This window comes from Epilithonimonas sp. UC225_85, assembly GCF_042695135.1.
Lineage (GTDB): Bacteria > Bacteroidota > Bacteroidia > Flavobacteriales > Weeksellaceae > Epilithonimonas.
Window position 1 is genome coordinate 2,727,878 of record NZ_CP170547.1, and the last position, 23,784, is coordinate 2,751,661.

General features: G+C 36.1%; 16 protein-coding genes and 7 tRNA genes. 7 read left to right on the forward strand and 16 right to left on the reverse strand.

Annotated elements, in window-relative coordinates; genetic code table 11:
* Nucleotides 1-12: 12 nt before the first annotated feature.
* Nucleotides 13-657, forward strand: coding sequence for a ligase-associated DNA damage response endonuclease PdeM (pdeM, locus tag ACFJGY_RS12510; RefSeq protein WP_379964396.1), 645 nt, complete (start codon nt 13-15; stop codon nt 655-657).
* Here pdeM and ACFJGY_RS12515 read toward each other — a convergent pair.
* From ACFJGY_RS12515 to ACFJGY_RS12540, 6 genes are all read right to left on the reverse strand, one after another.
* Nucleotides 654-914 (reverse strand): SemiSWEET transporter, encoded by a 261-nt coding sequence (locus ACFJGY_RS12515; protein ID WP_379964398.1) that lies wholly within the window; start codon nt 912-914, stop codon nt 654-656. The two genes, pdeM and ACFJGY_RS12515, sit on opposite strands and share 4 nt — an antisense overlap.
* 139 nt (nt 915-1,053) lie before the next feature.
* Entirely contained in the window at nt 1,054-1,566 is a 513-nt protein-coding gene (locus tag ACFJGY_RS12520) for a CinA family protein (RefSeq protein WP_379964400.1), read from the reverse strand.
* A gap of 147 nt (nt 1,567-1,713) precedes the next feature.
* Complete coding sequence (locus ACFJGY_RS12525) at nt 1,714-1,908, reverse strand: cold-shock protein (RefSeq protein ID WP_028123823.1); 195 nt, start codon at nt 1,906-1,908, stop codon at nt 1,714-1,716.
* Between the two features lie 35 nt (nt 1,909-1,943).
* Nucleotides 1,944-2,366: a cold-shock protein gene (locus ACFJGY_RS12530; protein ID WP_379964402.1), complete on the reverse strand. Its 423-nt coding sequence runs from the start codon at nt 2,364-2,366 to the stop codon at nt 1,944-1,946.
* Between the two features lie 378 nt (nt 2,367-2,744).
* Nucleotides 2,745-4,256 carry an acyl-CoA dehydrogenase family protein gene (locus ACFJGY_RS12535; RefSeq protein WP_379964404.1) on the reverse strand — a complete coding sequence of 504 codons (1,512 nt, stop codon included), beginning with the start codon at nt 4,254-4,256 and terminating at the stop codon, nt 2,745-2,747.
* 287 nt (nt 4,257-4,543) lie between these two features.
* Nucleotides 4,544-6,685 (reverse strand): catalase, encoded by a 2,142-nt coding sequence (locus ACFJGY_RS12540; protein WP_379964406.1) that lies wholly within the window; start codon nt 6,683-6,685, stop codon nt 4,544-4,546.
* 145 nt (nt 6,686-6,830) lie between these two features.
* Here ACFJGY_RS12540 and ACFJGY_RS12545 point away from each other — a divergent pair, with 145 nt between their 5' ends.
* The 3 genes from ACFJGY_RS12545 to ACFJGY_RS12555 all read left to right on the forward strand — a co-directional run bounded on the left by ACFJGY_RS12545 (nt 6,831) and on the right by ACFJGY_RS12555 (nt 8,527).
* Nucleotides 6,831-7,421: a ferritin-like domain-containing protein gene (locus ACFJGY_RS12545; protein WP_379964408.1), complete on the forward strand. Its 591-nt coding sequence runs from the start codon at nt 6,831-6,833 to the stop codon at nt 7,419-7,421.
* Between the two features lie 61 nt (nt 7,422-7,482).
* Nucleotides 7,483-7,887, forward strand: a complete 405-nt coding sequence (locus tag ACFJGY_RS12550; RefSeq protein WP_379964410.1) for a low affinity iron permease family protein — start codon at nt 7,483-7,485, stop codon at nt 7,885-7,887.
* Nucleotides 7,868-8,527, forward strand: coding sequence for a DUF6766 family protein (locus ACFJGY_RS12555; protein WP_379964412.1), 660 nt, complete (start codon nt 7,868-7,870; stop codon nt 8,525-8,527). Before ACFJGY_RS12550 ends, ACFJGY_RS12555 begins: the two co-directional genes overlap by 20 nt.
* A gap of 2 nt (nt 8,528-8,529) precedes the next feature.
* Here the strand turns inward: ACFJGY_RS12555 and ACFJGY_RS12560 are convergent, their stop codons facing one another.
* The 10 genes from ACFJGY_RS12560 to ACFJGY_RS12605 form a co-directional block, all read right to left on the reverse strand.
* Nucleotides 8,530-10,881 carry a BamA/TamA family outer membrane protein gene (locus ACFJGY_RS12560; RefSeq protein ID WP_379964414.1) on the reverse strand — a complete coding sequence of 784 codons (2,352 nt, stop codon included), beginning with the start codon at nt 10,879-10,881 and terminating at the stop codon, nt 8,530-8,532.
* Nucleotides 10,881-15,917: a translocation/assembly module TamB domain-containing protein gene (locus ACFJGY_RS12565; RefSeq protein ID WP_379964416.1), complete on the reverse strand. Its 5,037-nt coding sequence runs from the start codon at nt 15,915-15,917 to the stop codon at nt 10,881-10,883. Before ACFJGY_RS12565 ends, ACFJGY_RS12560 begins: the two co-directional genes overlap by 1 nt.
* Before the next feature lie 859 nt (nt 15,918-16,776).
* Nucleotides 16,777-18,303 (reverse strand): TROVE domain-containing protein, encoded by a 1,527-nt coding sequence (locus ACFJGY_RS12570; protein ID WP_379964418.1) that lies wholly within the window; start codon nt 18,301-18,303, stop codon nt 16,777-16,779.
* Nucleotides 18,304-18,616: 313 nt separating this feature from the next.
* Nucleotides 18,617-18,698, reverse strand: a tRNA-Cys gene (locus tag ACFJGY_RS12575).
* 126 nt (nt 18,699-18,824) lie between these two features.
* Nucleotides 18,825-18,898, reverse strand: a tRNA-Ile gene (locus ACFJGY_RS12580).
* A 2-nt stretch (nt 18,899-18,900) separates the two neighbouring features.
* A tRNA-Glu gene (locus ACFJGY_RS12585) sits at nt 18,901-18,975 on the reverse strand.
* A 6-nt stretch (nt 18,976-18,981) separates the two neighbouring features.
* Nucleotides 18,982-19,053 (reverse strand) — tRNA-Pro (locus ACFJGY_RS12590).
* A gap of 66 nt (nt 19,054-19,119) precedes the next feature.
* Nucleotides 19,120-19,204, reverse strand: a tRNA-Ser gene (locus ACFJGY_RS12595).
* A 6-nt stretch (nt 19,205-19,210) separates the two neighbouring features.
* Nucleotides 19,211-19,284 (reverse strand) — tRNA-Lys (locus ACFJGY_RS12600).
* A gap of 7 nt (nt 19,285-19,291) precedes the next feature.
* Nucleotides 19,292-19,364 (reverse strand) — tRNA-His (locus ACFJGY_RS12605).
* A 996-nt stretch (nt 19,365-20,360) separates the two neighbouring features.
* Between ACFJGY_RS12605 and ACFJGY_RS12610 the strand changes: the two genes are divergently transcribed.
* The 3 genes from ACFJGY_RS12610 (at nt 20,361) to ACFJGY_RS12620 (ending at nt 23,781) form a co-directional block, all read left to right on the forward strand.
* Nucleotides 20,361-21,890 carry a PAS domain S-box protein gene (locus ACFJGY_RS12610; protein ID WP_379964420.1) on the forward strand — a complete coding sequence of 510 codons (1,530 nt, stop codon included), beginning with the start codon at nt 20,361-20,363 and terminating at the stop codon, nt 21,888-21,890.
* A 5-nt stretch (nt 21,891-21,895) separates the two neighbouring features.
* Nucleotides 21,896-22,267, forward strand: a complete 372-nt coding sequence (locus ACFJGY_RS12615) for a response regulator (RefSeq protein ID WP_379964422.1) — start codon at nt 21,896-21,898, stop codon at nt 22,265-22,267.
* A gap of 308 nt (nt 22,268-22,575) precedes the next feature.
* A complete protein-coding gene (locus ACFJGY_RS12620; RefSeq protein WP_379964424.1) occupies nt 22,576-23,781 on the forward strand; it encodes a YaiO family outer membrane beta-barrel protein in 1,206 nt (401 codons plus the stop codon).
* The last annotated feature ends 3 nt before the right edge of the window (nt 23,782-23,784 follow it).

The following is a 23,784-nucleotide window of genomic DNA, read 5'->3' on the forward strand; positions in this document are numbered from 1 at the left end:
TTCAATTTAATTATGAACATATCTACAAAAAACATATCGATTCAGAATGAGGTTTTCACTTTAACAAATCAGCGTGCATTATTTTGGGAAAAGGAAAAAGCATTGATTTTCTCAGATTTACATATCGGAAAGACAGCACATTTTCGTAAAAACGGAATTGCTTTGGCGAATCATATTATGAAAAATGATTTGGAGCGACTTTCAGTTTTGATTGAATATTTTCAGCCGGAAAAATTTATTATCGTTGGAGATCTGCTTCACGCCGGAAATAACTCCGATGTTGATGAATTCTGTACTTGGCAAAAGCAATATCCTGACATCAAATTCTGCTTAATCGAAGGCAATCACGACAAAATTTCGAAAACTCTGGAAAAGAAATTATGCCTGGATTCAAGATCAAATTCTTTAGAAGTTGGTAAAATTTCATTCGTTCACGATTTTGATCGTTCAAATCCTAAATTTCAAATTACGGGACACATCCATCCGGGATTTGTTATTAATTCTCCTGTAAAACGAATTAAGTTGCCTTGTTTTGCATTGACTTCAAAACAATTATTGTTACCTGCTTTTAGTGAATTTACAGGTCTGGACATAAAAAACATCCCTAAAAAAGGAACGTATTTTGTTTTTACAGATTCTGAAATTTATGAGATTTAATCTTTCTTTTTGAAAATTAAACAGCAGGTTAGCAAGGTCAAATTAACCAAAACTGAAAAACCGTTTGATAAAATAATCGGCAATTCATCTTTCAGAATTCCGTACCAAACCCAGAGAGAAAGTCCGGAAATCAAGACCAACAACATCACTACAGAAATATCTTCTGCATTTCTTTCTCTCAGAACTTTGATAAGCTGAGGCATCATAGCGATTGATGTTAAGATCCCTGCAATTATTCCTAGTAAATTTTCATCCATTTTATTCGATTTAGTAATTATGAATTTCAGATTTGTTATTCATAATTAGGTTATATTTCAGATTAATAAAAATCAGACAATTAATATTTGCACAATGCTAATAATCAATTGTCTGATTTAGGTTTTATGGTTAATTTAATCAACCTTTCATTGCCAATGCCGGAAAATTTCTTTTCACTTCGCATCGCAGGCATCCAAGTATGAATTCCATAAAATAATGTTTGGCTGCCAGAGGATTTGTCAAAGGATGAAGATCTATCCGGTCCGAAAGGATAATATCGCCTTGATAAGAAATTGCAAAATGGGCAAAAATCTCACCTCCGGATTCAGGAACAGGTGTTGCATAGCCTGTTGTTGCTATTGCCCAATCTGTATCAAAGATTTTGGCAGCATTCAGTACCATGGTTTCTGTGATGTTTTTTGAGACACAATTTTCAGCTTCTGCTTCTTCCGGGTGTATGTCAAGATGTTTAATTTTTTCGTTTGCAGTATAAGCAGTCATTCCCCCGTTGAAAAATTTTTCAGCATCCGGCATTTCAGAAAAAGCCAATTGCAAAAACCCGGAGGTAACACTTTCTGCAATAGAAATGGTCTCGCTGCGATCAATCAGATAATGACTGATTTTGTCTAATAATACTTTTGGAAATTCCATAGCTTGATATATTTTGTGGTTGATTTTTCGGGGATGATGAAATGATAATTTACACTAAACAAATCTTCTGCCACATTATCATTATAAAAAAATAAGCTCCAAATTAATTTGGAGCTTATCATTTTCAATGGAAAAAACTTTTTATGCTTACGCAAGTTTTACATTAACTGCGTTTAATCCTTTTTGTCCTTTTTGTACTTCAAAAGTTACTTTGTCATTCTCACGAATGTTTCTGCTAACTAAACCTGATGAGTGTACAAAGATGTCGTCTCCTCCAGCTGATGGAGAAATGAATCCGAAACCTTTTGTTTCGTTGAAAAATTTTACTGTGCCTTCTTGCATTGTAATGGTATTAAAAAATTGTTGTTATAAATTATCTATTTGATAAGTTGAATGTTGATTGCAGAGTAACCTTTTGGTGATCTTTCTTTTTCGAAAGACACTTTGTTTCCTTTTTTCACCAGATGCACACAATTGTTGCTATGGAAGAAAACATTTTCTTTGTTATTATCCTCTGTTATAAATCCGTAACCTTTTTCACTGAAGAAAGTTACGATTCCTGTTTTTACAGTTTCTTCTGCTTCTATAGGAGCGGCTCCTAACTGGATATCATCCAGATTAACTTCCAATCTGTCTTCAGGAGGTGTAGAAGTCAATCTTCCGTACGAATCTACATACATAAATTCTATTTCCTTTCCTTTGTCATTGTTGGTTTTGCGCTCTTCACGACGAAGATTTTTTTCTTTCTGTTTTGCGATTTTTTTCTTGAAATTTTCTTTTTTGGAGAAAGAATCTGCCATAAATTATTTTAGTATTATATTAATATTTGTTTTGGTGTAATAAATAACTCTTTTTCCACGAGAGCTATCCTAATAATTTAATAATAGAGGTCAGCAAAATATTTTAATCTGATAATTAAAATTTAAAATTTGGTACTGTAAGCGAAAACTGGGAGAGAAAAATTGGAATTCTAAACTGTGACAGAAAAAGCAAGGCAGACACCTCTTTTTGTAAATTATAATACAAATATACAACATTAATATGAAACAATCACCATTTTAATTAATTGATTTTCAAATTAATATTATTTTTAAATATCATTGAATATTTATTAAGCAAAAAAATACCTCAAAGCAATAGCATTGAGGTTCTTATATTTTAAATTCTGAATTTATTGATTATGCAAAAGTCATCCAATCACTTTTTTCGCCGATATCACACAAAGGTGCAATATCTTTGTGATGATGAAGTGATGCTAGAAGCATGACAATCTCCTGTCTTACTATTTCTATAGAATTATCGGTTAATTGCTGGCTAAAGCCTTCATTATTAAGATCTAATAAATCATTAACTGTTACTACACGGGCAATTATTTTTCCAAGATCGATCATTCTTCTCTGAGAAATTGGACTATTTATAACAAAATCTAATTCTTTGGAATATAGTTTCGCTGCATTTTTTGTGATCTCATTAATTGAAAGATAATCGGCAACATTCTCTGTTTTTTTCTTTTTCATATCTTTCAGAATACCTTCCGATATCTGTGTATAGAGCATCTCGTTAGAACCTTCAAAGATCTGAAACGGACGGCTGTCCATAATTCCTCTTCCGCCGATATGACTCAATCTATATCCTTTTCCACCCGATAGCTGAACCAGCATCTGAGCAGATTCCTGCATCATATCGGTTACTAAAGCTTTCATACTGTTGGCGTGAACACCGCTTCCAGAAACGTCGTGATCTATTCCACTTACTTTGCAACTCTTAGCACACATGGCTGAACAAAGTGTAAAGAATGACTGCATCTTAGCCAACTGAAACTGAACCTGATCCAAAGAAAAAAGGTTAGAATTTCCGACGATTCTTTCTTTGCAATGCGTTGTAGCCTCGTCCATCATTCTTTTCAGAAATCCCATTCCCATCCCTGGAAACTGGAATCTGCTTCTATGAAGAACATCCAGCATCAGTTTGAGACCTGTAGATTCCGGAATCAATTTATTTTCCTGAGGAACTTTGATATCAACTTTATTAAGACCATACGGGATCATATATAATCCTGCATTGTCATAATACTCAAGAACTTCTATATTTTGTTCAGGTTTATGCGTGTCTGCGATGAAGAAATCTACGTCTCTTCCAAGATTTCCATCAGCATTAATATTTCTTGAAGTAATCAGCCAGTAATTAGCTAATCCTGTAAGACCTTGCCAGTGCTTTGTACCTTTTACGTGGTAGGAATCCCCTAACAATTCGTTTTGAGTTCTCATATTAAGCGCATCACTTCCATAGTCAGGCTCAGTAATCATAAGACCACCCATTGCGCCATAATCCAGAAAATGCTTGAAAATATCTCCTTTAATTAATTCATTTCCATATTTGGACAAAGGCTCTAAAAAAAGAGCAATGTTGATCCCAAATGTTAAAGACAAGGGCAAAGATTCGTAAGAAGCAGCAGATAAAAGTCCAAGACATTCTTTAACTTTCACGCCTCTACCACCATATTCTTTCGGAATAGCCACAGAGAGTGGTTTCAAATTAAATATCTCTTTCCAAACATTGGGCGGCAAACCTCGGGAAAGGCTTAGCTGATCTATATTTTCTTTTTGAAAAAGAGTTGAAATTGAAGTTTTGAAACGGTTAAGAAATTCTGTATAAGAATCTGTAGGTAAATCTAATGCTAGTGCATTCATATAATTTGAGATAAAGCGCTGTTAGCCATTATTGACAGCAAAAAAATAGTATGAAGTAAATGGCGGCTGAATTAATAGCTTAATATCAGCAACTTCAAAATTATAAATAATAAAACAAAGGTAAGATAATTAATTGGTTCACACTATTTTGGTAAACTTATGTTAATTGTATTTTTTTAATTAATATAAAATAAGACCGTTAGAATCACGGTCTTATTTTATAAAGCAACGTTATTTCCAAGAAATAATATGCTTCAAATAATCTGATCTTGTATGATTTTGATCTGTTATGCCGGATTATTTCTCTCCATTTCCAATTCCCAAACACGGTGGCTTGCTACAGCCTTGATGAATGAATCATCAGAATTTTTATTTTCTGAAGTGACTATTGCAGGATCCTCGTGTTTTTTACTTCCAACATTGCTCGCTTTTAGAATCTCATCTGTTTCTCTACCAAAATAGATCGCCTTACAATGTTTATAGGCTTCATTCACAAAAAGGATTGTTCCCGGCTTGTTTTCTGAGTTAAGCAAATTGTCAGAAGATTTTTTACCACTTGCAAGATATAATGCATCAAAGCAGACACTTGCAGTGCTTGTAAGAGAATGTTTAGGTGTAAAGCTCGAACCGTCATCTGCTGTTACAGGAGCAAGACTTCCCGCAATAATCTGTACAACGGCACCTCTTTTTTCTAATTTGTTTTTTAATGCATTAACATCAGCAGCATTCACGCCGTCTTCCATAATAAAACCTATTACCCGGCTTTCTATGGTGTCTTTGACTGTATTTTTCATACTCAGAGCATCTGAACTTTTTGTAGCAGGTTCTCTCTCCGGACTCTGAAGCGTTTTTGGATCAGCGTCTGCAGGAATACTTCCGTTTGGCTGTTTCAGTTTTGTAACATCCACACCAACTTTTTTAGCGACTAATGCTGCAAGATCTTTATTAATGAAAGCCAATTGTCCAACAACTCTTTCACGGATTGCAGGAATTGTTACTTTCGACAATTCAAAAATCAATGCATTCTGAAGGTGTTTCTGTTCCGGCGCAGACTGGCTGTTGTAAAATAATTTTGCCTGAGAATAGTGATCCACAAAACTTTGGCTTCTTGCGCGGATCTTTTTCCCATCAATTCTTTCTTCTTGTGAAGTAAAACCGCCATCTTTCATCATAGCCTGGAAAGGACAGCCTCCGCCCATTGTATTGGGTTCATAGCTAACTTTTCCTTTTACAATCTGCTGGCGCATATGACCATCTCTCTGGTTATTATGAACTGTGTTGATTGATCTGTTAATAGGGATTTCGTGGAAGTTCGGTGATCCTAATCGTGATAACTGCGTATCTGTATATGAAAATAATCTTCCTTGTAATAACGGATCATTGCTAAAATCTATTCCTGGAACGAGATGCCCTGGATGAAATGCGATCTGCTCGGTTTCTGCAAAGAAATTATCCGGATTTCTATTAAGAGTCAAAGTTCCTACCAATTCCACAGGAACTTCTTCTTCCGGAACCAATTTAGTTGGATCCAGCAAATCGAAATCAAATTTGTGTTCATCTTCTTCAGGAATGATCTGCACACCGAAATCCCATTCCGGGAAAGCACCATTTTCAATCGCTTCCCACAGATCTCTTCTATGGAAATCAGAATCTTTACCTGATATTTTAGTCGCCTCATCCCAGGCAACGGAATGAACGCCTAATTTCGGTTTGAAGTGAAATTTAACAAAATGTACTTTACCTTCATCATTAATAAATTTAAAAGTGTGAACACCAAATCCTTCCATCATCCGGTAACTTCTCGGGATTGCTCTGTCGCTCATGGCCCACATAATCATATGCATACTTTCCGGCATCAACGAAATGAAATCCCAAAAAGTATCGTGAGCAGATGCAGCCTGCGGAATTTGATTATCCGGCTCAGGTTTCACCGCATGAATCAGATCAGGGAACTTAATAGCGTCCTGAATAAAAAACACAGGAATATTATTCCCCACAAGGTCGTAATTTCCTTCATCTGTATAAAATTTAATTGCAAAACCTCTTACATCTCTTGCAAGGTCTGTACTTCCCGCACTTCCTGCAACGGTAGAAAAACGCACAAAAACTGGCGTTTCTTTACCTTCTTCTGCTAAGAAATTGGCTTTGGTATATTTTGCGAGGCTTTTATTGATTTTGAAAGTCCCGTGAGCACCAGATCCTCTTGCGTGCACAATTCTTTCAGGGATTCTTTCGTGATCAAAATGAGTGATTTTTTCACGTAGAATAAAATCCTCCAGCAGACTCGGACCTCTTTCTCCCGACTTCAAAGAGTCCTGGTTGTTGTTAATTTTCAGACCTTGATTGGTTGTAAGTGCCTCGCCGGAATTATCCGTTGTGTGATCTTTCAGCTGCTCCAATTTGTCGTCCGACAGTTCGTCCTTTTTCATAATATTTTTATTTAGTTATTTGTTGAAGCCAGTCAAAAAGCAAGCCACAGAAATTCATTAAAATGTTAAAATTCAAATATTTAAAAAATATAATCTTGGCACATAAGTTGGAAGAGCATTCTCAACCAAACAAAAAATAATTATTATGACGACAAAAACACAACCTGCAGCCAAGACTGCAACGAAAGGTAAAACTGCTGCTAAAACTACAGCAACTGCAGCAACAAAAAAAACACCGGCAAAAAAAGATGCGGCAAAAGAACTGAAAGATCTTTTTGAAGATAGTCTGAAAGACATCTATTGGGCAGAAAAAGCACTTGTAAAAGCGCTTCCGAAAATGCATAAAAATGCAACAGATGAAAAACTGAAAACTGCTATCAGCGACCACCTTGAACAGACAAAAAATCATGTGACAAGATTAGAAGATTGCTTTGCAGCATTGGGCAAAAAAGCTCAGGCAAAAAAATGTGATGCAATGCAGGGCATTCTGGACGAAGGAGACAGTATCGTGGAAGAAACAGAGCCGGGAACTGTGAGAGATGCAGGCATCATCGCTGCTTCTCAAAAAGTTGAACATTACGAAATTACCACTTACGGTACTTTGGCAGCCTGGGCAAAAGTTCTGAAAGAAGACAAATGTCTCGAAAACCTTTTGGCCACGCTCGAAGAAGAGAAGAAATGTGACGAATTACTCACCGGTATTGCAGACACAAATCTTAATTCCAAAGCACTTTAAGATCAACAAAAACAAATTCCGGTTAGACAGCCGGAATTTGTTTTTTTTAAACACTTTTATCATGGAAAATAAAAAAAATCTCTTTGATAGATTTGCCGACTGGGGCGTTTGCTTCACCGGAAGTGCCAGTGCATTTATCGGCGCAAGTTTACTGATTATTATCTGGGGAATTTGCGGACCAATTTTTAAATATTCCGAAGACTGGCAAATGGTTATCAATACTGGCACAACAATCATTACCTTCCTGATGGTATTTCTGATTCAAAAAGCGCAGAATAAGGATTCTAAAGCAATCCAGATAAAGCTGAACGAATTACTCGCCGCTCAGGAAAATGCAAACAATAAAATCATTGACATCGAAGACCTAACAGAAGAGGAGCTGGATAAACTTCATGTCTATTATGAAAAATTCGCTGAAACCAACAAAAAGAAAACCAGCATAGATAATGGTAACAAACAAAAATAATTTCTTCTACAGAAACGGTCTCAGCATTACCGTGACAAGTTTATTTTTATTATTCCTGAGTTTTCAATTCATAACTGGCTGGCATGTGAAAAATGACGAATTAGCTGAAGCCCACTTACCACAATTAAGCTTACCGGAATATTTCTCAAGCCCTCATTTTATGCAGGCAACTTTCGAAAACTGGGAAAGCGAATTTCTTCAGATGGGAATGTATGTTCTGTTTACTGTATCATTGAGGCAAAGAGGTTCCGCCGAATCTAAGTCACTTACTGAAAAAGAAGAAGTTGACAAAAAACCGGTTGCTCACAAAAATGCACCTTGGCCTGTGAAAAAAGGCGGAATTATTCTCGCTGTTTACCAGCATTCGCTTTCGATTGCATTCGGGATTTTATTTTTATTAAGCTTTATATTTCATTTCATCGGAAGCTTTAATAGCTATAATGAAGAGCAAGTCGAAAAACATTTGCAGACTCTGAAATGGAATGAATATTTTCTGAATTCTCAGTTCTGGTTTGAATCTTTTCAGAATTGGCAGAGTGAGTTTCTTGCCGTTGCATCCATCGTTATATTGTCAATTTGGTTGAGAGAAAAAGGATCTCCTCAATCTAAACCAGTTGATGCAGCTTATGATGAAAATTAATATTAAAACGGATAACCGATTGCGATATTCAGAATCAAATTATCCTTTCTCCAGGAGCTGTCTCCAAATTTAACTCTGTCCAGAACCCAACGGTCTCCCTTTTCATAATAAGGAACCCGTAAAGGCATTGCAAGATCCAATCTTAATACAAGAATCGAAAAATCTAAACGAAGTCCTACGCCCGCTCCAACGGCCAGTTCATTCAGGAAATCTTTTGAAAATTTTCCGCCAGGTCTTGTTGGATCATCGTTTACGAGCCAGATGTTTCCTGCGTCTGCAAACGCGGCGACATTCAGGAACTTGTAGATATTTGCCCGATATTCTGCATTCATTTCCAGCTTAATATCGCCTGATTGATCGAAGTAAAAGCTTGCATTTTGAGTTCTCGGATCATAACTTCCTGGGCCAAGAGTTCTTGCACGGAAAGCTCTGATACTATTACTTCCGCCAACAAAGAATTGTCTTGAATAAGGCACAAATTCTGAATTCCCGTAAGGATAAGCAATTCCGGCAATAATTCTTGAAGCAAAATTCGTCTTCTCATTGAATTTATGATAAAATCTGAAATCGTGCTCCATCTTTGCATATTGACTGAACGGAACACCGAATATCTCTTTCTGATCACCATCTTTGGCATTTGCGCCGGTTAAAAGTCCTGTTAAATTTCCAGCTAAATCCAACATTCCGCGGTAATAGATGGTGTTGGTTTTTGGCGAAGTTGTATTGGTGTAAGTATAAGTATAAGTTGGCCCAAAAATCAATTGTTTTGCCACTACTCTTCCCAAAGTTGGATTTGCAGGAATTCCTTTTTCAATATTTCCATCGATTTGCTCCTGATATTTTTCAGTCACAGTTTGAGGAGCAACCATCGTAATATCAATAATTTTCAGATCGTGTTCTTTGCGGACGTTTTCTTTCCAGACATAACCGAATGATGCATTGAAGTTATGAAGCGTGTACAATTCCGTACGGCTTTGATATTCATATCCAAGGCTGATATTCGTTCTTGGAACAAATGCACTTGAAGAATTAAAACGGAAAGGCGCCACAATTCTCGGAATAGAAAGTTGCGTATTGGCACCAACCCGGATGATATTATTGGCATCTTTCGGTCCGCCCAACTGAACATCGAAAGCACCATAAACAGCCGCTTTAAACTGCTCTGCACCTCGGAAAAAGTTACGGTGAGTCCAGTTCAGATTGACTTCTCCTCCACCATAATTGGCTGAGTTTGTTCTACCCAAAGTTTCCAGACGAAGTGATTGAATCTGTCTTGGTGTTAAAAGATAATAAGCATCAAATTTATGATTCAGAGAATCTGAAACCACAAATTCATTCTTTACAAATTTGAAAACGCCTAAACTGATCAGTCGACTCAAAGTCAGATTATGATCTTTACGATTATAAACATCGCCCTTTTTAAAGTACAAAGCACGGTCAAAGATTTTCGGTTTAAATTTATGATCAGGATCAATGACGTAAATATCTTCATAGGCATATTTGGAAAGAGAATCCTTATTCATAGGAACACTATATTTTCCTTTTTTTACGTCACGGATGTTATAATTAGGGAAAACAACCACTTTATCAATAGAGAATTGCTGCTTTGCAAGATCAGGTGTCTGGTCTTTCAATTTGACATTGAGTTCAACTTTATGATTTTTAGTCACAGTGCTGTCGGCCTGAACGATGATGTTATCCGGATGAAAATAGTAAAATCCCTTTTCCTTCAGCCCGTTGTCAATCCTTTCTCTTTCCGCTTTGATGACGGCGAGGTCAAATGGATTTCCGACTTTCAAAAGTGATTTATCTTTTAAATTCTGAATTTCTTTATTGACCAATGTCGAATCTTCCTGAAACTTAACCTGGCTGATCAAATATTGATTTCCGGGTTTTAAAGTATAAATAACCTGTGCTTTTTTATTTTTTGAAACTGTATCGTAAGTTGCCTGCGCGTTGAAATATCCTTTATTCTCAGAATAATTAACAATAATATCTTTGTTGAATTCCTTATCGACATCGCCGAGCAAAACGGGTTTTTCACCAAATTTATACTTCAGCCAGTAATTGAAACCTTTCTCTTTTTTCGGTTCTTTGGCAATGTTGTAAGCGTAAAGTTTTGGTCTCAGTCCAAGAAAACTGGAGTTCGGTTTTGGCGTCAGGTTTTCCTCGAGTTCCGCTTTCAGCGCTTTTTTTTGCTTTTTCGGAATACTGTCATTTTCGATTTTAACTTCGGCACCTGTGTACAGCATTTGTCCTTCTTTCAGAAATTTGGTATTGCTGCACGATGAAACAAATGCAATAACTGATAATGCAATGACTGATCTGAAATGGTTTGGAAATCGGCTCTTCATTATTTAAAATCTACTACTTGGTTATTGTTTTTTTCTCGCTCTCTTTTTCTTTTCTCTCGCTTCGAACTTTGGAAGATATTACGGAATTTATCATAATCCAAAGTGATGATGAAACCGACTCCCGTTTCCACAATCTGACCTTGCAAGGCTACCTGATATTCATTTTTACGGTAAGCTCTCAGCATATATCTGCCGTCTTTGGAAAGGCTGTAATCCACGGTGACATCACCTGCAATATTGGTCGTGTTTTCATTTTGTCGGGCATCGCCTTCCAATCCGAAATTACTTCCGACAGAGACTTTCAAGCGGTCATTGAGTAATTTTTTGCTAAGGCCGACATTCAGGTCTGTTCTGGTATTTTGGGTTCCTGTTGAATAATCTTCGGAAGATTCCAGGTCAAAATTAAGGTCAACACCTTTAATAAGGTCTGAGGCGAGATTGTTTAATTGCTGGGAAAGAATTTTGCTCACACTTTGTCTCGCCAATGTTTCTGTGGAAAGTCCTGCACTATTCTCAAAAGGATTTTCACCAATGAAACGGTTGAGTAAAAGCAAGGCAAAAACCTGCTTGTTCATTTCGTTTTCTTCTGTTCTAAGTTGCGCCAGCTTTTGATCTACAACATCTTTCACATTAGAGGAAACCGAATTATTTTTTTCATCCGTAGTAATATCAAAACTAATACTCGGTTTCAGCAGCTCGCCTTTCATCTGAAGTAGCGTATTGAATTCCATTCTTTGCTTGTATTGATTAAGCGTTGCCGGCGTTTCTCCACTGATCTGCTGTTCCACCAAATCTAGCGGCGCGGTCTGAGTTTTATAAACAGCTGTAATATCAAGTGTTGCTGCGGTTGGTTCACCCGTCCAGGTAATTGTACTACCCTTTTGAATCTCAAATTTACGCTTCAAAAGACTCACCGTCATATCATAGCTTCCTTTTTCTACTTCGTAAACGCCGACCAAAGTGGTTTTTCCGGATGGATCAATGCCGCCGGTCAGTTCCGCCTCACCTTGGAGTTTTACAAAATCACCATTGGCTTTATCAATAATGACAGACATTTTCGCTTCTTTACTAACCTCTATATTAACGCTAACATCCATTCCTTTGATCTTATTTTTAGCAGCCAGGGAATCTGCAACGATGGTTTTGTTAAGTGCAAGCTGATCTTGATCAATGAATTCCACAATGCCATCTCTTTCCTGTAACGATGGACTTGATTGAGGTAAAACAAACGTAAAATCTGTATCATCAGAAACCGCTAATCTGCCGTCAACTTTTGGTAAGTCAAGGTTTCCACGAACTTTCAAAGCGGCGTCAATAGACAAAATACCGTACATCATCGCATCATCTGATTTTTCAGAATTCACGACTTTGAAATCTTTAGCATTAATATCAAGATTGAAGACAAAATCTGTGTAAGTCTGAGTCAAAACCTGACCGTCGATTTTAAGTGAGTTGTCGTCTTTGTCATTAATTTTAAAATCATCAAATTCGATTCCTCGGTTCGTGAACGAAATTTTATCGTTGATCTTTCTGAAATCACTTCCGGTCTGTGCGATCATCAATCCGACATTATTCATTTTCACATCGCCCAAAATTTTCGGTTCAGTGGTTGTTCCTGTAATTTTTAAATCTCCGGAAAGATAACCTTCCGTATTATTAATTGCATTCATCGTGAATCCTTGCAAAGTTTTCATCTGAAGCTGATTCATTGCCAAATTAAGGTCAAAACTGCTGGCTGCAGTGTTATAATTTCCAGTGATCTTCACATCATTCTCATTGCCGGAAAGCGCAATATCAGCATTGATAACGTCAGCCGAAGTATTATTGGCCTTAACCACCAAATTACCAACCGGACTTCCATAGACGAAAAGATCAGTAATATTAAGGTCTGAAGTAAAAGTCATTTTTTTATTCAAATCTCTTAATTGCGCCGTTCCGTTGATCGTTCCTTTTGCCAACAGAGAATCTTTTTTAATAATTTCGGTAAGAGTTTCAATCTTGAAATCTTTCAAAGTGACGTTCAGCGGACTGTTTGGGGAACTGTTTTCTGATTGAACCAGAATTTCGCTTCCTGCATTTGTCAATCTGAAATTATCAGCAAAAATTCCCTGACTGCTGATTTGGATTTTGTTTCCACCAGCGACCGACCAATTGTTATAATTTAATTTTAAACCATTTGGATTTAAGGAAATTTCGGTAATGTCGTTCATTGACTTAGCATTTCCCGCAATCAGAAATTGTGTCTGGTCTTTTTCGTCCTTAGTCGTGATATTATAATTGATGGTATTATTGGCAACATCACCTTTGACATTTACTTTATTCAATGCAAAACTTTCACTTTTCAAAGATGCAACATCGAGATTATATTGTAAAGCCTGATTTTCGTTGGTTATTTTTAGGCTTGTATTTTCAAGTGAATTGGTTCCATATAAAACCTGCGGAATTTTCGCATCCAATTCTATCTTTTGAGAATCTGCATTGTAATTTCCGACAACATTTATTGTTTCAAAGCTTTTCAAATCCGGAACAAATTTCCTGATCAAGTCATCATTTTTAATCTTTGCATTGACTGTAAAATATTGTCCGGCATCAATTTTCGCAGCTTTCCCGGGTTTTTGGAATTGATAATATTGATTGACAGTTTGCGACAACGCACCGAAAATCTGAGTCAGTTTGTATTTGCCTTTCAGTTCAACATCTGCAATCTGAGAATTGAATTTGATCTGAGTAGAATCTGCTGTAGAAACTGCAAGCAAATTCACTTCTTGGATTGGATAAACTTCTTTTGTGTCGGAAATGGCAAAGTTTTTAAGATTCAGATAGCCGTTCAGATTATCAGGATCAAGGTTTTTAAAATCGCCGTCAATATTTCCCGCAAGAATCATTGGTGAACTGTAAAAACCAAGTTTATTCAAATCTAACTTGTTAATGGTTCCATTGACTTTTACTGTCGGATTTTTTTCGTTGTAAATTCCGGAAGCTGTCAGTTTGAGATTGGCATTCGGATCTTTAGAATTGAGGACGATATTGTAAACACCGCGATTGATCTTGCCAACCAAACTCATATTTTGATAACGATAACCTTTGTAAGTCGCCGATTGAACGTTTCCTACAAGATTGGCGTTGGCATTTTTGAAATCAAAACTTTCGCCTTTTGCAGAGATCTGAGCGGTAATTCCGCCAATGTCTTTATTCTGAATGATCTTTCCGATCTGTAAATTCTGAAGATTAGCTTTCACATCATATAACTCATGATTTTTTCTGCGCATATCAACCTGCGCTTTGATTCCGGCATTTCCAAGTGTCGAATATAAACTTAAATTGGTATTCACAACTTTGGTCGTCCCTTTAGCAAAACCTTTGATGCTGAAATGTGACGGCAAAGAAATATTGGACGGAATCGTGCCTTTTGGAACCAGATTAAAAATCGTTTTCCCCGATGAAGCCAGTTCGCCAATTCTTAAATCATAATACAGATTGTTCGGGTTCATCGCATTTTTGATTCGTCCCGAAGCCGAAACCCGCAATTGATCAAGACCGGAAACTTTGAGTTCATTAATGAATAAATCGTTGACAATTCCTCTGACATTGGCGTTGACAGAAAGTATTGCGTTTGGATATTTGTTGAAAGGCGCAGTATTTCTTAAAGTCGGAACCAAGTTCAGAATATCAGCAAAACCGATTTTCGAATTTTTGATATTAGCCGAGATTTTCACAGCGCCGGGATTCGCAGATAATTGTTCGATTGAGTTATAATTAAGGACTACCTCGTCTCGCAAAACAGTTTTCGAAGTCTGAAGATAAAGGTCTTTCAAATAAGCCTGTTTATCCGAATAAACAAAATCCGTATTGAATTTCTGAATATCCAAACCTCTTTTTTCCTGGATTTCTGCAGATTTTACACTTCCTGCAAAGCCGTTGTTTTCCATTTTGAAATCGCGGACATCGACATTCAGTTTTCCAAAATTAAGATGGTTGAAATCCATTCCGCGCTTCGTCGGCGCAACGGCTGTATTGTTATAAGCGATCTTTACATCTTCGAAGATCAGTTTTCCGAGAAGAACTTTCATCGCTTTTTCTTGCGTTGTGTTTTTCGAAACTTTAGGTGTTTTTTCGTTTTTTGAATTCGAATTTGAAGCTGGAAGGAATAAATTAGCGTTGATATTTGCACCAGTTAAAAATACATTTCCGACATTGTAAGAATTGTTTTGAAGATCAAGCTTATTCACTTTTGTACTTAACTCTTTAAACAAAACTTTTGCAAACGTTTTAGAATTATCGTCGCCATAATCGATATTGAAATTGGTCAGTTTGATTCCACTCAAGCCCAATTTCATTGGTTTTTTCTGATTCAACGAATCTACTTTCTGCTCTACATTTTTAGAAACTTCTTCTATCAGATCTTGTTTTAACTTTAACTTCAAACCGTCAAGGTTGATATCGCTGACCGCATATTTATTATTCTGAAGGTCAAAGGTTTTCACCCGCGTATCAAATGAATTGAAATAAACCTTGATATCATTCCTTGATTGCTGATCATTGAAAGATATTCCAATATCCTTTAATTTAATTTTATCAAGCGAAATAATAAATGGTTTTGAAGGACTTTCCTCTTTGTCCGAGGTTGCAAAGGCCTCCATAATATAATCAAAATTAAATTTTCCTGTTGGATCACGGACAACATTGGCGCGAACGCCTTCCAGATCAATAGAAGTCAAATCGGCTTTGGAATTGATCAGTTGCCACATATCCAGTCCAACATCGAATTTCTTAACGGCCAAAAGCGTATCTACCTTTTGACCTTTTAAGTATAGATTTTCGATAATTACACTGTTTGGAAAACCGATGTAGATCTTTTCCAGACTTACTTTGGTGTGGATTTTTCCTTCGAGATAGGTAATCGCTTTATTCTTAATAAAATTCTGAACAAAAGGCAGTCTCAAGCTGAATATCAGCACAATAAAAAAAACCAATATGGAGATAATGGTTATTATGGTGCGTCTAAGTAATTTTCGTTTGTTGATTTTTAGTTTCAAATGATCTGAGTTGTAAAAAAGTTATATCAAATACCGTACTAATAATTGTTTATAGATAAAATTAATGTTTTTAATTCCATTAAAATTAGACAAAGATCTGAAAAGCTTTCACTCAATTGAAGCTAAAAAAATATTATTAATGTTGTATAAAGAAAAAAGACCCGCTCAATACTGAGTTGGTCTTGTAAAATCAAGGTAAAAAATTAAGAATCTTTCATGTCATTTGCTCTACCAACTGAGCTACTTTTCCCGAAGAAAAGACAGGGCTCGAACCTGTGACACAATGTTTGGATATCGAAGTATGACTCTAAGACGACACTTGATTATTATTTTAAAAACCGAGCAAAAAAAGTTGAAAGAGGCTTTTCAATTTGGATACGAAGGAACTCTTTCTTACGGCATCGGTTATTATTAAAAGTAAGGTAAAAAATCAAACAGAGACTTACAGGATTCGAACCTGTTTTAATACCCAACGAAGTAACTCTGTTTTTACGACACTTACTTTTTTTAAGTTTTGATGGTTATTGTTTTTATAAGACCGAGCGATTTGGCGAAAAGACTCATATTCAATTAAAAGTCGAAGGATTTCTTTTCTTATGGCATCGATTTGTATTTTTATTATTTTTTTACCCTAAGTTTTTGTTGTTTGGAAAATGTTCAAATAACAAACTACACTCCTAGCCCCGATTGCAACGGCATCCTTTTTCTGCGATGGCTTTGAAAAAAAGCGATGTCGAAAAAGATATAGTGGAAAGCGGGAAAAAGCTTCAAATAAAAATTAAATATTAGCTTTTCGATGTAATCAAATAGCTCCTAAAAAAAATTGGTTATTAGTTTTTATTTTTAAAAGCAGTGCTTTTTACAGCACTACTTTATGGATCATTTCTACGGCTGACTTCCGGTATTCCAAAGCGCTCAGCACATCGAAAATTTTGTCGGACCAGCCTGCGATCAGATAGACATCATTTTTGCGGATATCCAACGGCATTTTTCCGTAACCAGCCAAATCGAAAATATACAATTTTGCGTTTGGATTGATTTTTTTGTATCGGCTCCAGGAGTCTTCAAAGGAATTTCTTGTTCCGCTGCTATTCCACAATTGGGTGTCGGTGAACAGCATTACTTTGTCCACTTTTTCGCGTCTGCTGATCAAATCTTCGATCACCAGATAACCGTTTGTGGAATAACCAACCTCACCTTCTCTTTTATAGAATGCATCTACGTTTCTCAGAATACCGTTTTTGGGCATCGGAACTCTCTTCCAACGGTCTCCAAACATACCTGTGATGACGTTTTTGCACTGCGACTGCAAGATCATCGACATCAATAAACCGATATCGTAAAGCAAAACTTTTGACTTCGGGGAAATCGGTTTTTGCATGGAACCGGAAACGTCTGCCGCGATCACCACCGAAGTATCGAAACCAAAACCTTTGATGTTTTTTGCACTTACCATCATTGCATCTTCCAATGCTTCCAAAATTGATGAGATATATTTGGAATTGATGTTTTTCAATTCTCTGTAAGCCGACAAAAATCTGAATGGCAATTGTTTTGAGTTTCTCACCGCTTTTTCGTCTGACAAATAGCTGCAAATTTTATAAATCGTATCATAGGAAACGTTGGCTTCCAGAATATTTCGAAGGTTTCGCAAAGTTGCCATATAACCCAATTTATTGCTGAAAATCAATTCTTCCCATTTATTTTTGAAAGCTGATTTTCTTTCTGCTTCATCGGCAAATTTTGTCTGACCCAAAACTGAAAGTTCAACTTCCCAGGTGTAAGGCGTTTCCAAAGAATCGTTGGCGATCTTATTGAAAATGGCCTGCTGATTTTCGTCTTTTGCTTTTGGGTGAACCAGAAACAAGGCATCTTTCAAAGTGACTTCAGCTTTTCTGTTGTATTTTGCAAACTGGTATTCATCAAATTTGTTAAAAGATTTCATCAGTCCTTTTTGGATCTGTTTGGAAAGTCTGTTCAGTTTTTTAACATCTATTCTCTCGTTTGCCAATTGATAATAAGCTAGCAATTCTGTGATTTCGTCTGCTCTTTGGATCACGCCGTCAACTGTTTTGCTTACCAAGTCTGTACCTGAGGTTTGTTTCGCCAATTCGGTCGTCAAAACCAATGGAATCGAACGCAGGTACATATCTTTTCTTGCATAGACCGCTAATTTTGCAACGAAATCCGGGTCGTTTTTCTGAATCAGAGACTGGATTCTCGCTAATCTGTCGTTTCCTTTTTCGTAGGTTGTATTTGATAATCCTGTTGTAACAACAGCACTGTATAGTTCTTCTGCAGGCGAAATTGTAAACGCTTTTGCACCTTCGTAGTTTGCTACTATTTTATTTGATTTATTTAATTTTCTTAAAAAATTGAATTTCATGGTTACTGTTTTTATTGTTAAATATTTGGAAGATCATTGCTTCCTCTCTGATTTCTGATGCAAAGTAAATACGCTGGTGCGCAATCAATTTGCGTAGATAAATTAATTTTAAAAAATCTGCATTTTTATTTTCAATTACATGCCTTCGAAGTCTATAATTAATATTTTATCTGTTGTTTTCATTTTTATTAATTTTTATTAATTTAAATTGATTGAAGAAAAACAAAGTCTGTCTTTATTTTTTGATACAAGAACTTCTGCGCTCGACAGACTTTATATTTTCCTCCGGAACTGATCTCATTTCAGTTATTTGAGATGGCTATGGGAGTTGAACCCACTCAGTTTTCACAACGGTGTTGCAGACCGCCCCGACTCTCCCACTTCGGCGAACCATCAGATTTTAATGATAATTAAAAGTGAGTTAAGAAAAAGTCCGTCTATTTTAACTTGTGTTTTTGTAAAGATCTTCTGCTCTTGACAAACTTTTTCTTTCTCTCTTTTTAAACAATTAACATTAATTGTAATTCCGGAAGGAATCGAACCTTCAACCTTCGGTGTATCAGACCGATACTCTAACCAATTGAGCTACGAAATCATTGGTACTCCATAAGGGAATCGAACCCTTGTTCTCTGCTCGAAAGGCAGACGTCCTAACCGTTAGACGAATGGAGCAATTTGTCTGGAAAGCAGGGCTCGAACCTGCGACCTCCCGCGTCCAAGGCGGGTAAACAACCACCGTTATCTTTCCAGTTTCCAGATCCACTTCCAAATTCTTTTCCGAGAGACAGTCGGATCCGAATTTTTGGTGGATCTTTGCGGAGAGCAAAGGAATCGAACCTTCACTACTATCGTAGAACTCATTAGCAGTGAGCCGCAACAAACCAATATCTGCCTACTCTCCTTTTTGTAATCCCAGAAAGAATCGAACTTTCAACCCCCGGTTTAAAAGACCGGTGCTCTGACCAATTGAGCTATGAGATTTCATTTTGGGTTTCTCCGGGAATCGAACTCTGTTCTCCGGTGCCACAAACCGGTGCTTTACCAAATAAGCTAAAGAAACCATAAAAAAAGCGCCTCTTTGGGGAGGCGCTGATATATATTTTGACGTGTAGCTACATTAGCTGACCCATTTATATAAGCACCTTTCATCCACAAATTCACTACTAATAAGACATATCAAGCTTTTCGGCTCTTGTCCGTGTAATCCTGAAAACTGATTAGATATGTGATGTACTTGTTTCATTTTATTGTTGTTGTTTAAATGTTTTGTGAAGTTAAAAACCTTGTTGTTTTTAATTTTCGGTTGCAAAGTAAATATGATTTTTTTAAATCCGCAAATTTATTTTTCTATTAAATATTTGAAAATCAAATAGTTATGTTTAATTTTAAAATAGAAAATACCTGTCCGTAATATTTTACAGATATCTTGATTACCTAAATGACTGTCTCTCACTGGTTTCCTTATCACGTTTTATTTTCTACTTAATGGTTCATTTTGATTAAATTAAATTTCACTTTTATGATTATTTTTTTTCATTCTAAATAATTTTGCTCCTAAAACACAAAAAACGCCTCGAATATTGAGGCGTTTTTGTAATATTTTGATTAATTCTTTACAGGTTTAACGTAAATTATTTTCAAAGCAAGTACATTTCGCCTCATTTAATATCATCCATTCATATCCTAACAATCCCTTTATTGATGGATTGTTGCATAGATTAGAACTAATATGTACTCTTTGTTTTATCATGATTTTACTGGCGCAAAGATAAATTTTTTATTCTTTTAATTTTTAAAACTTCTATTTTTTGGTATTTTAAACGGGAATTTAATTACTCTCGAAGATTAAATTAATCCATTCCTGATGGTAAAAATACAGGCATCTAATTAGTACTATTACAAATCTATAAAATATAGTTTAGAAGTAATTAAGTCTTTATCTATGATCTTTCGTTGATGATAACCTTGAAGGGCATGATTTTGGTTGATACCTGAAAATAGAGAATTTTGGGATATCAGATATTTCAAAAAATGTATAATAAATAAAACAGTCAACATTGGAAACATATATTGACAGCAATGCGATAAATGATGATCTGAATAACAACATTTATCTGCAGGCGCTTAACTCAGCGAAATCCGGAATTATCATTACCGACAACAGGCAACCCGATAATCCAATCATCTATTGTAATAAAGCTTTCGAAGACATTACAGGTTATTCTCACAATGAAATCATTGGGCATAACTGCCGCTTTTTGCAGGCTCAGGACAAGTCACAACCGGAAAGACAGATCATTAAAGATGCTGTCATGAATGGTGCAGAATGTAAAGTGGAGATTAGAAATTACAGAAAAAACGGTACTCTTTTCTGGAACGAACTCATCATCTCCCCAGTTAAAGACAGCGATGATAGTGTAACTCATTTTATAGGGGTCCAAAATGATATTACAGATCGCAAAAAATATGAAAACGAACTGAGGGAAGAAAAGGCATCCGTAGAAAAAAAGATTGAAGAGCGCACCAGGGAGCTGCACGAGAACGAGGCATTTTTATCAAGTATTATCCAGACCGTAAGAGAAAGTCTATTGGTTTTAGATGCTGATTACAAGGTATTGAGCGCTAATACGCATTTTCTGAATTCCTTCAAAGTTACAAATGAAGACACTATTGGAAAAATATTATTTGAACTGGGAAACCACCAATGGGATATTGATCAGTTAAAAGAACTCTTAACAAAGATATTACCAACAAATAATCCTGTTATTGATTTTGAAGTAGAGCACGACTTTCCTTATATCGGAAAAAAAATCATGTTGCTTAATGCTTATCGTATCGAATTCGAGGGACAATATAAAGACCGTATCTTGATTGCGATTGAAGATATTACAGACAAAAAGGAGATTGACCGCCGGAAAGATGATTTCCTGTCCATAGCAAGCCACGAATTGAAAACTCCTCTAACCACTATAAAAGGGTTTGTTCAGCTGCTTGAGAGAATGCTTCCTGATGGTTCACCGGAAAAATTCACAGTCACACTAGGCAAAGTTTCCATCTACGTGGACCGCTTAAATAATCTGATATCAGAACTCTTGGATACTTCAAAGATACAATCCGGAAATATTGAAATTCACAAAGAACCTTTTGAAATTGATAAATTGATTCACGATACGGTTGAAAACCTGGCTATAGCCACACCTGAATACAAAATTACGATCAGCAGTGATACAAAAGTAACTGTACTAGGTGATGAACTGCAGATCTCACAGGTCATCAACAATCTGGTTTCGAATGCTATTAAATATTCTCCCGGAACTGATAAAATAGATGTTTACTGCAACAAAGTCGGCAGTTTTGTAAAGGTTTCTATAAAGGATTATGGAATGGGTATAAGCCAGCAGGATCAGTCAAAAATATTTGATAGATTCTTCAGGGCACGAGACATTCAGAAAAAATTCCCAGGAATGGGCATTGGCTTATATATCTGTCATGAAATTATTGCCAGTCACAATGGTACACTTTGGGTAGATAGTGAAATCGGTACAGGATCTACATTTAATTTCACATTACCAATCATGAAAAATTAACCAATATGGAAAGTAAGAAAATAATGATATGTGATGATGATCCCGGAATATTGGAAGTATTGGAAATGATGCTTGAATTAGAAGGATACACAGTTTTTACGGAAAGTAACAGTACTAATTTGATAAAAACGATCAGTCATACTTTGCCGGACTTACTGCTAATGGACCTCTGGATGCCTGTACTATCTGGAGACCAATTATTGAGAACCATCAGAACCACAAAAGAAATAGAAAACCTGCCGGTAATTATTCTCTCTGCCAGTGTAGATGGCAATGAAATAGCGACCAGTTCCGGTGCCAACGGTTTCATTGCAAAACCATTTGATATGGATGATGTTTCGATAAAGATCAGAAATATATTGTTTGATGTTGAATAAATAGACTATTACTCTATCGAAACTTCGATTTCTAAAGTGTAATTTTTTCTGATCTTCCCACACTATCAAAGAAAGAGAATATAAAAAGCTCGACCAAAAAAATAGCAACTCCTATCATTTTGTATAATATGAACGGCAATATTTTATCTCGAAAAAATGCCTCACGTTATTTGAAAATATAAGGACAGAAAAAACGTTTCTGATGATAATATTTAGTTTGGTTTGCTGAGAAAAAGTTCAATATATTTGTGTAAAAGCTTTATAATTAATATTTTTTTTCAATGAAAAAATGCAAACTCTTTTTGTTAATGCTGTTTATACCGATCGCAATGTCAGCACAGCAAAACTCTACCGCTGATGAGCTGTTTAAAGAAGCCCGCATTAAAGCTTTTGAGCAGAAAGATTATACAGCATCTATTGCTCTTGCAAAAGAAGCATTGGAAAAAGCACCCAATTATACTGATATTTCTATTTTTTTAGGCAGAATCTATACCTGGAACAAAGATATTGCTTCTGCAAGAGCATTATTTGAAGAACTCCAAAAAAAGGGAGTAAAAGATGAAGATTTTTTTGTCGCTTATGCCTCATTGGAGTATTGGAATGATCAAAATACAAAGGCCATTGAAATTATTAACGACGGGTTGTCAAACAACCCATCATCCGAAGCATTATGGTTATTAAAAGCAAAAGTTTATTTCGGAACTGACGAGTATTCCGAGGCAAAGAAAGCCATCTCGAACCTTTTACTGATCAATCAAAAAAATACTGAAGCGATTGCACTAGCTGTGAGAATAAACGAAATTTCTTCAAAAAATGCGATAGGCATTACTTATAATTACTCCCATTTTGACAAGCAGTTCGATGATGACTGGCATATTATAGGTGTAAGTTACAAAAGAATAACCCCATTGGGATCGATCATCCTGAGAGGAAATTATGCCAATAAGTTTGCAACGAACGGCACACAGATAGAACTGGAGGCTTATCCAAAATTATCTAAGACATTTTACCTGTATGTAGGAGCTGGGTATTCTAATGATGTAGGTCTGTTTCCCAAATACAGAACCGGCGTTTCTTTAAATGCCAATTTGCCTCATAGCTTTGAAGCGGAGATTGGATACCGGCAGCTTTATTTTATTAGTAACATCTGGCTGTATACTGCTTCAATAGGTAAATATTACAAGAATTACTGGTTCAATTTGCGCACCTATATCACACCGGACCACAAAAATATTTCACATTCTTATACAGGAACCGTGCGTTATTATACAAAGAGTGCTCAGGATTATTTTGCCTTTCAGATAGGAACCGGAATTAGCCCGGAAGAAAACAGCAACAACCTTTTGGGTAATGAGACATTTAAATTGAAGACTTTCAAAATCGGGGGCGAATATAATTTTTCGTTTCACTCAAATTCGTTTTCAGTGGGAACAATGTATTATAATCAGGAATACCGCCCGAATGAAAAAGGTAATCAATTCGATATAACGTTAGGATACACACGAAAATTTTAAAAA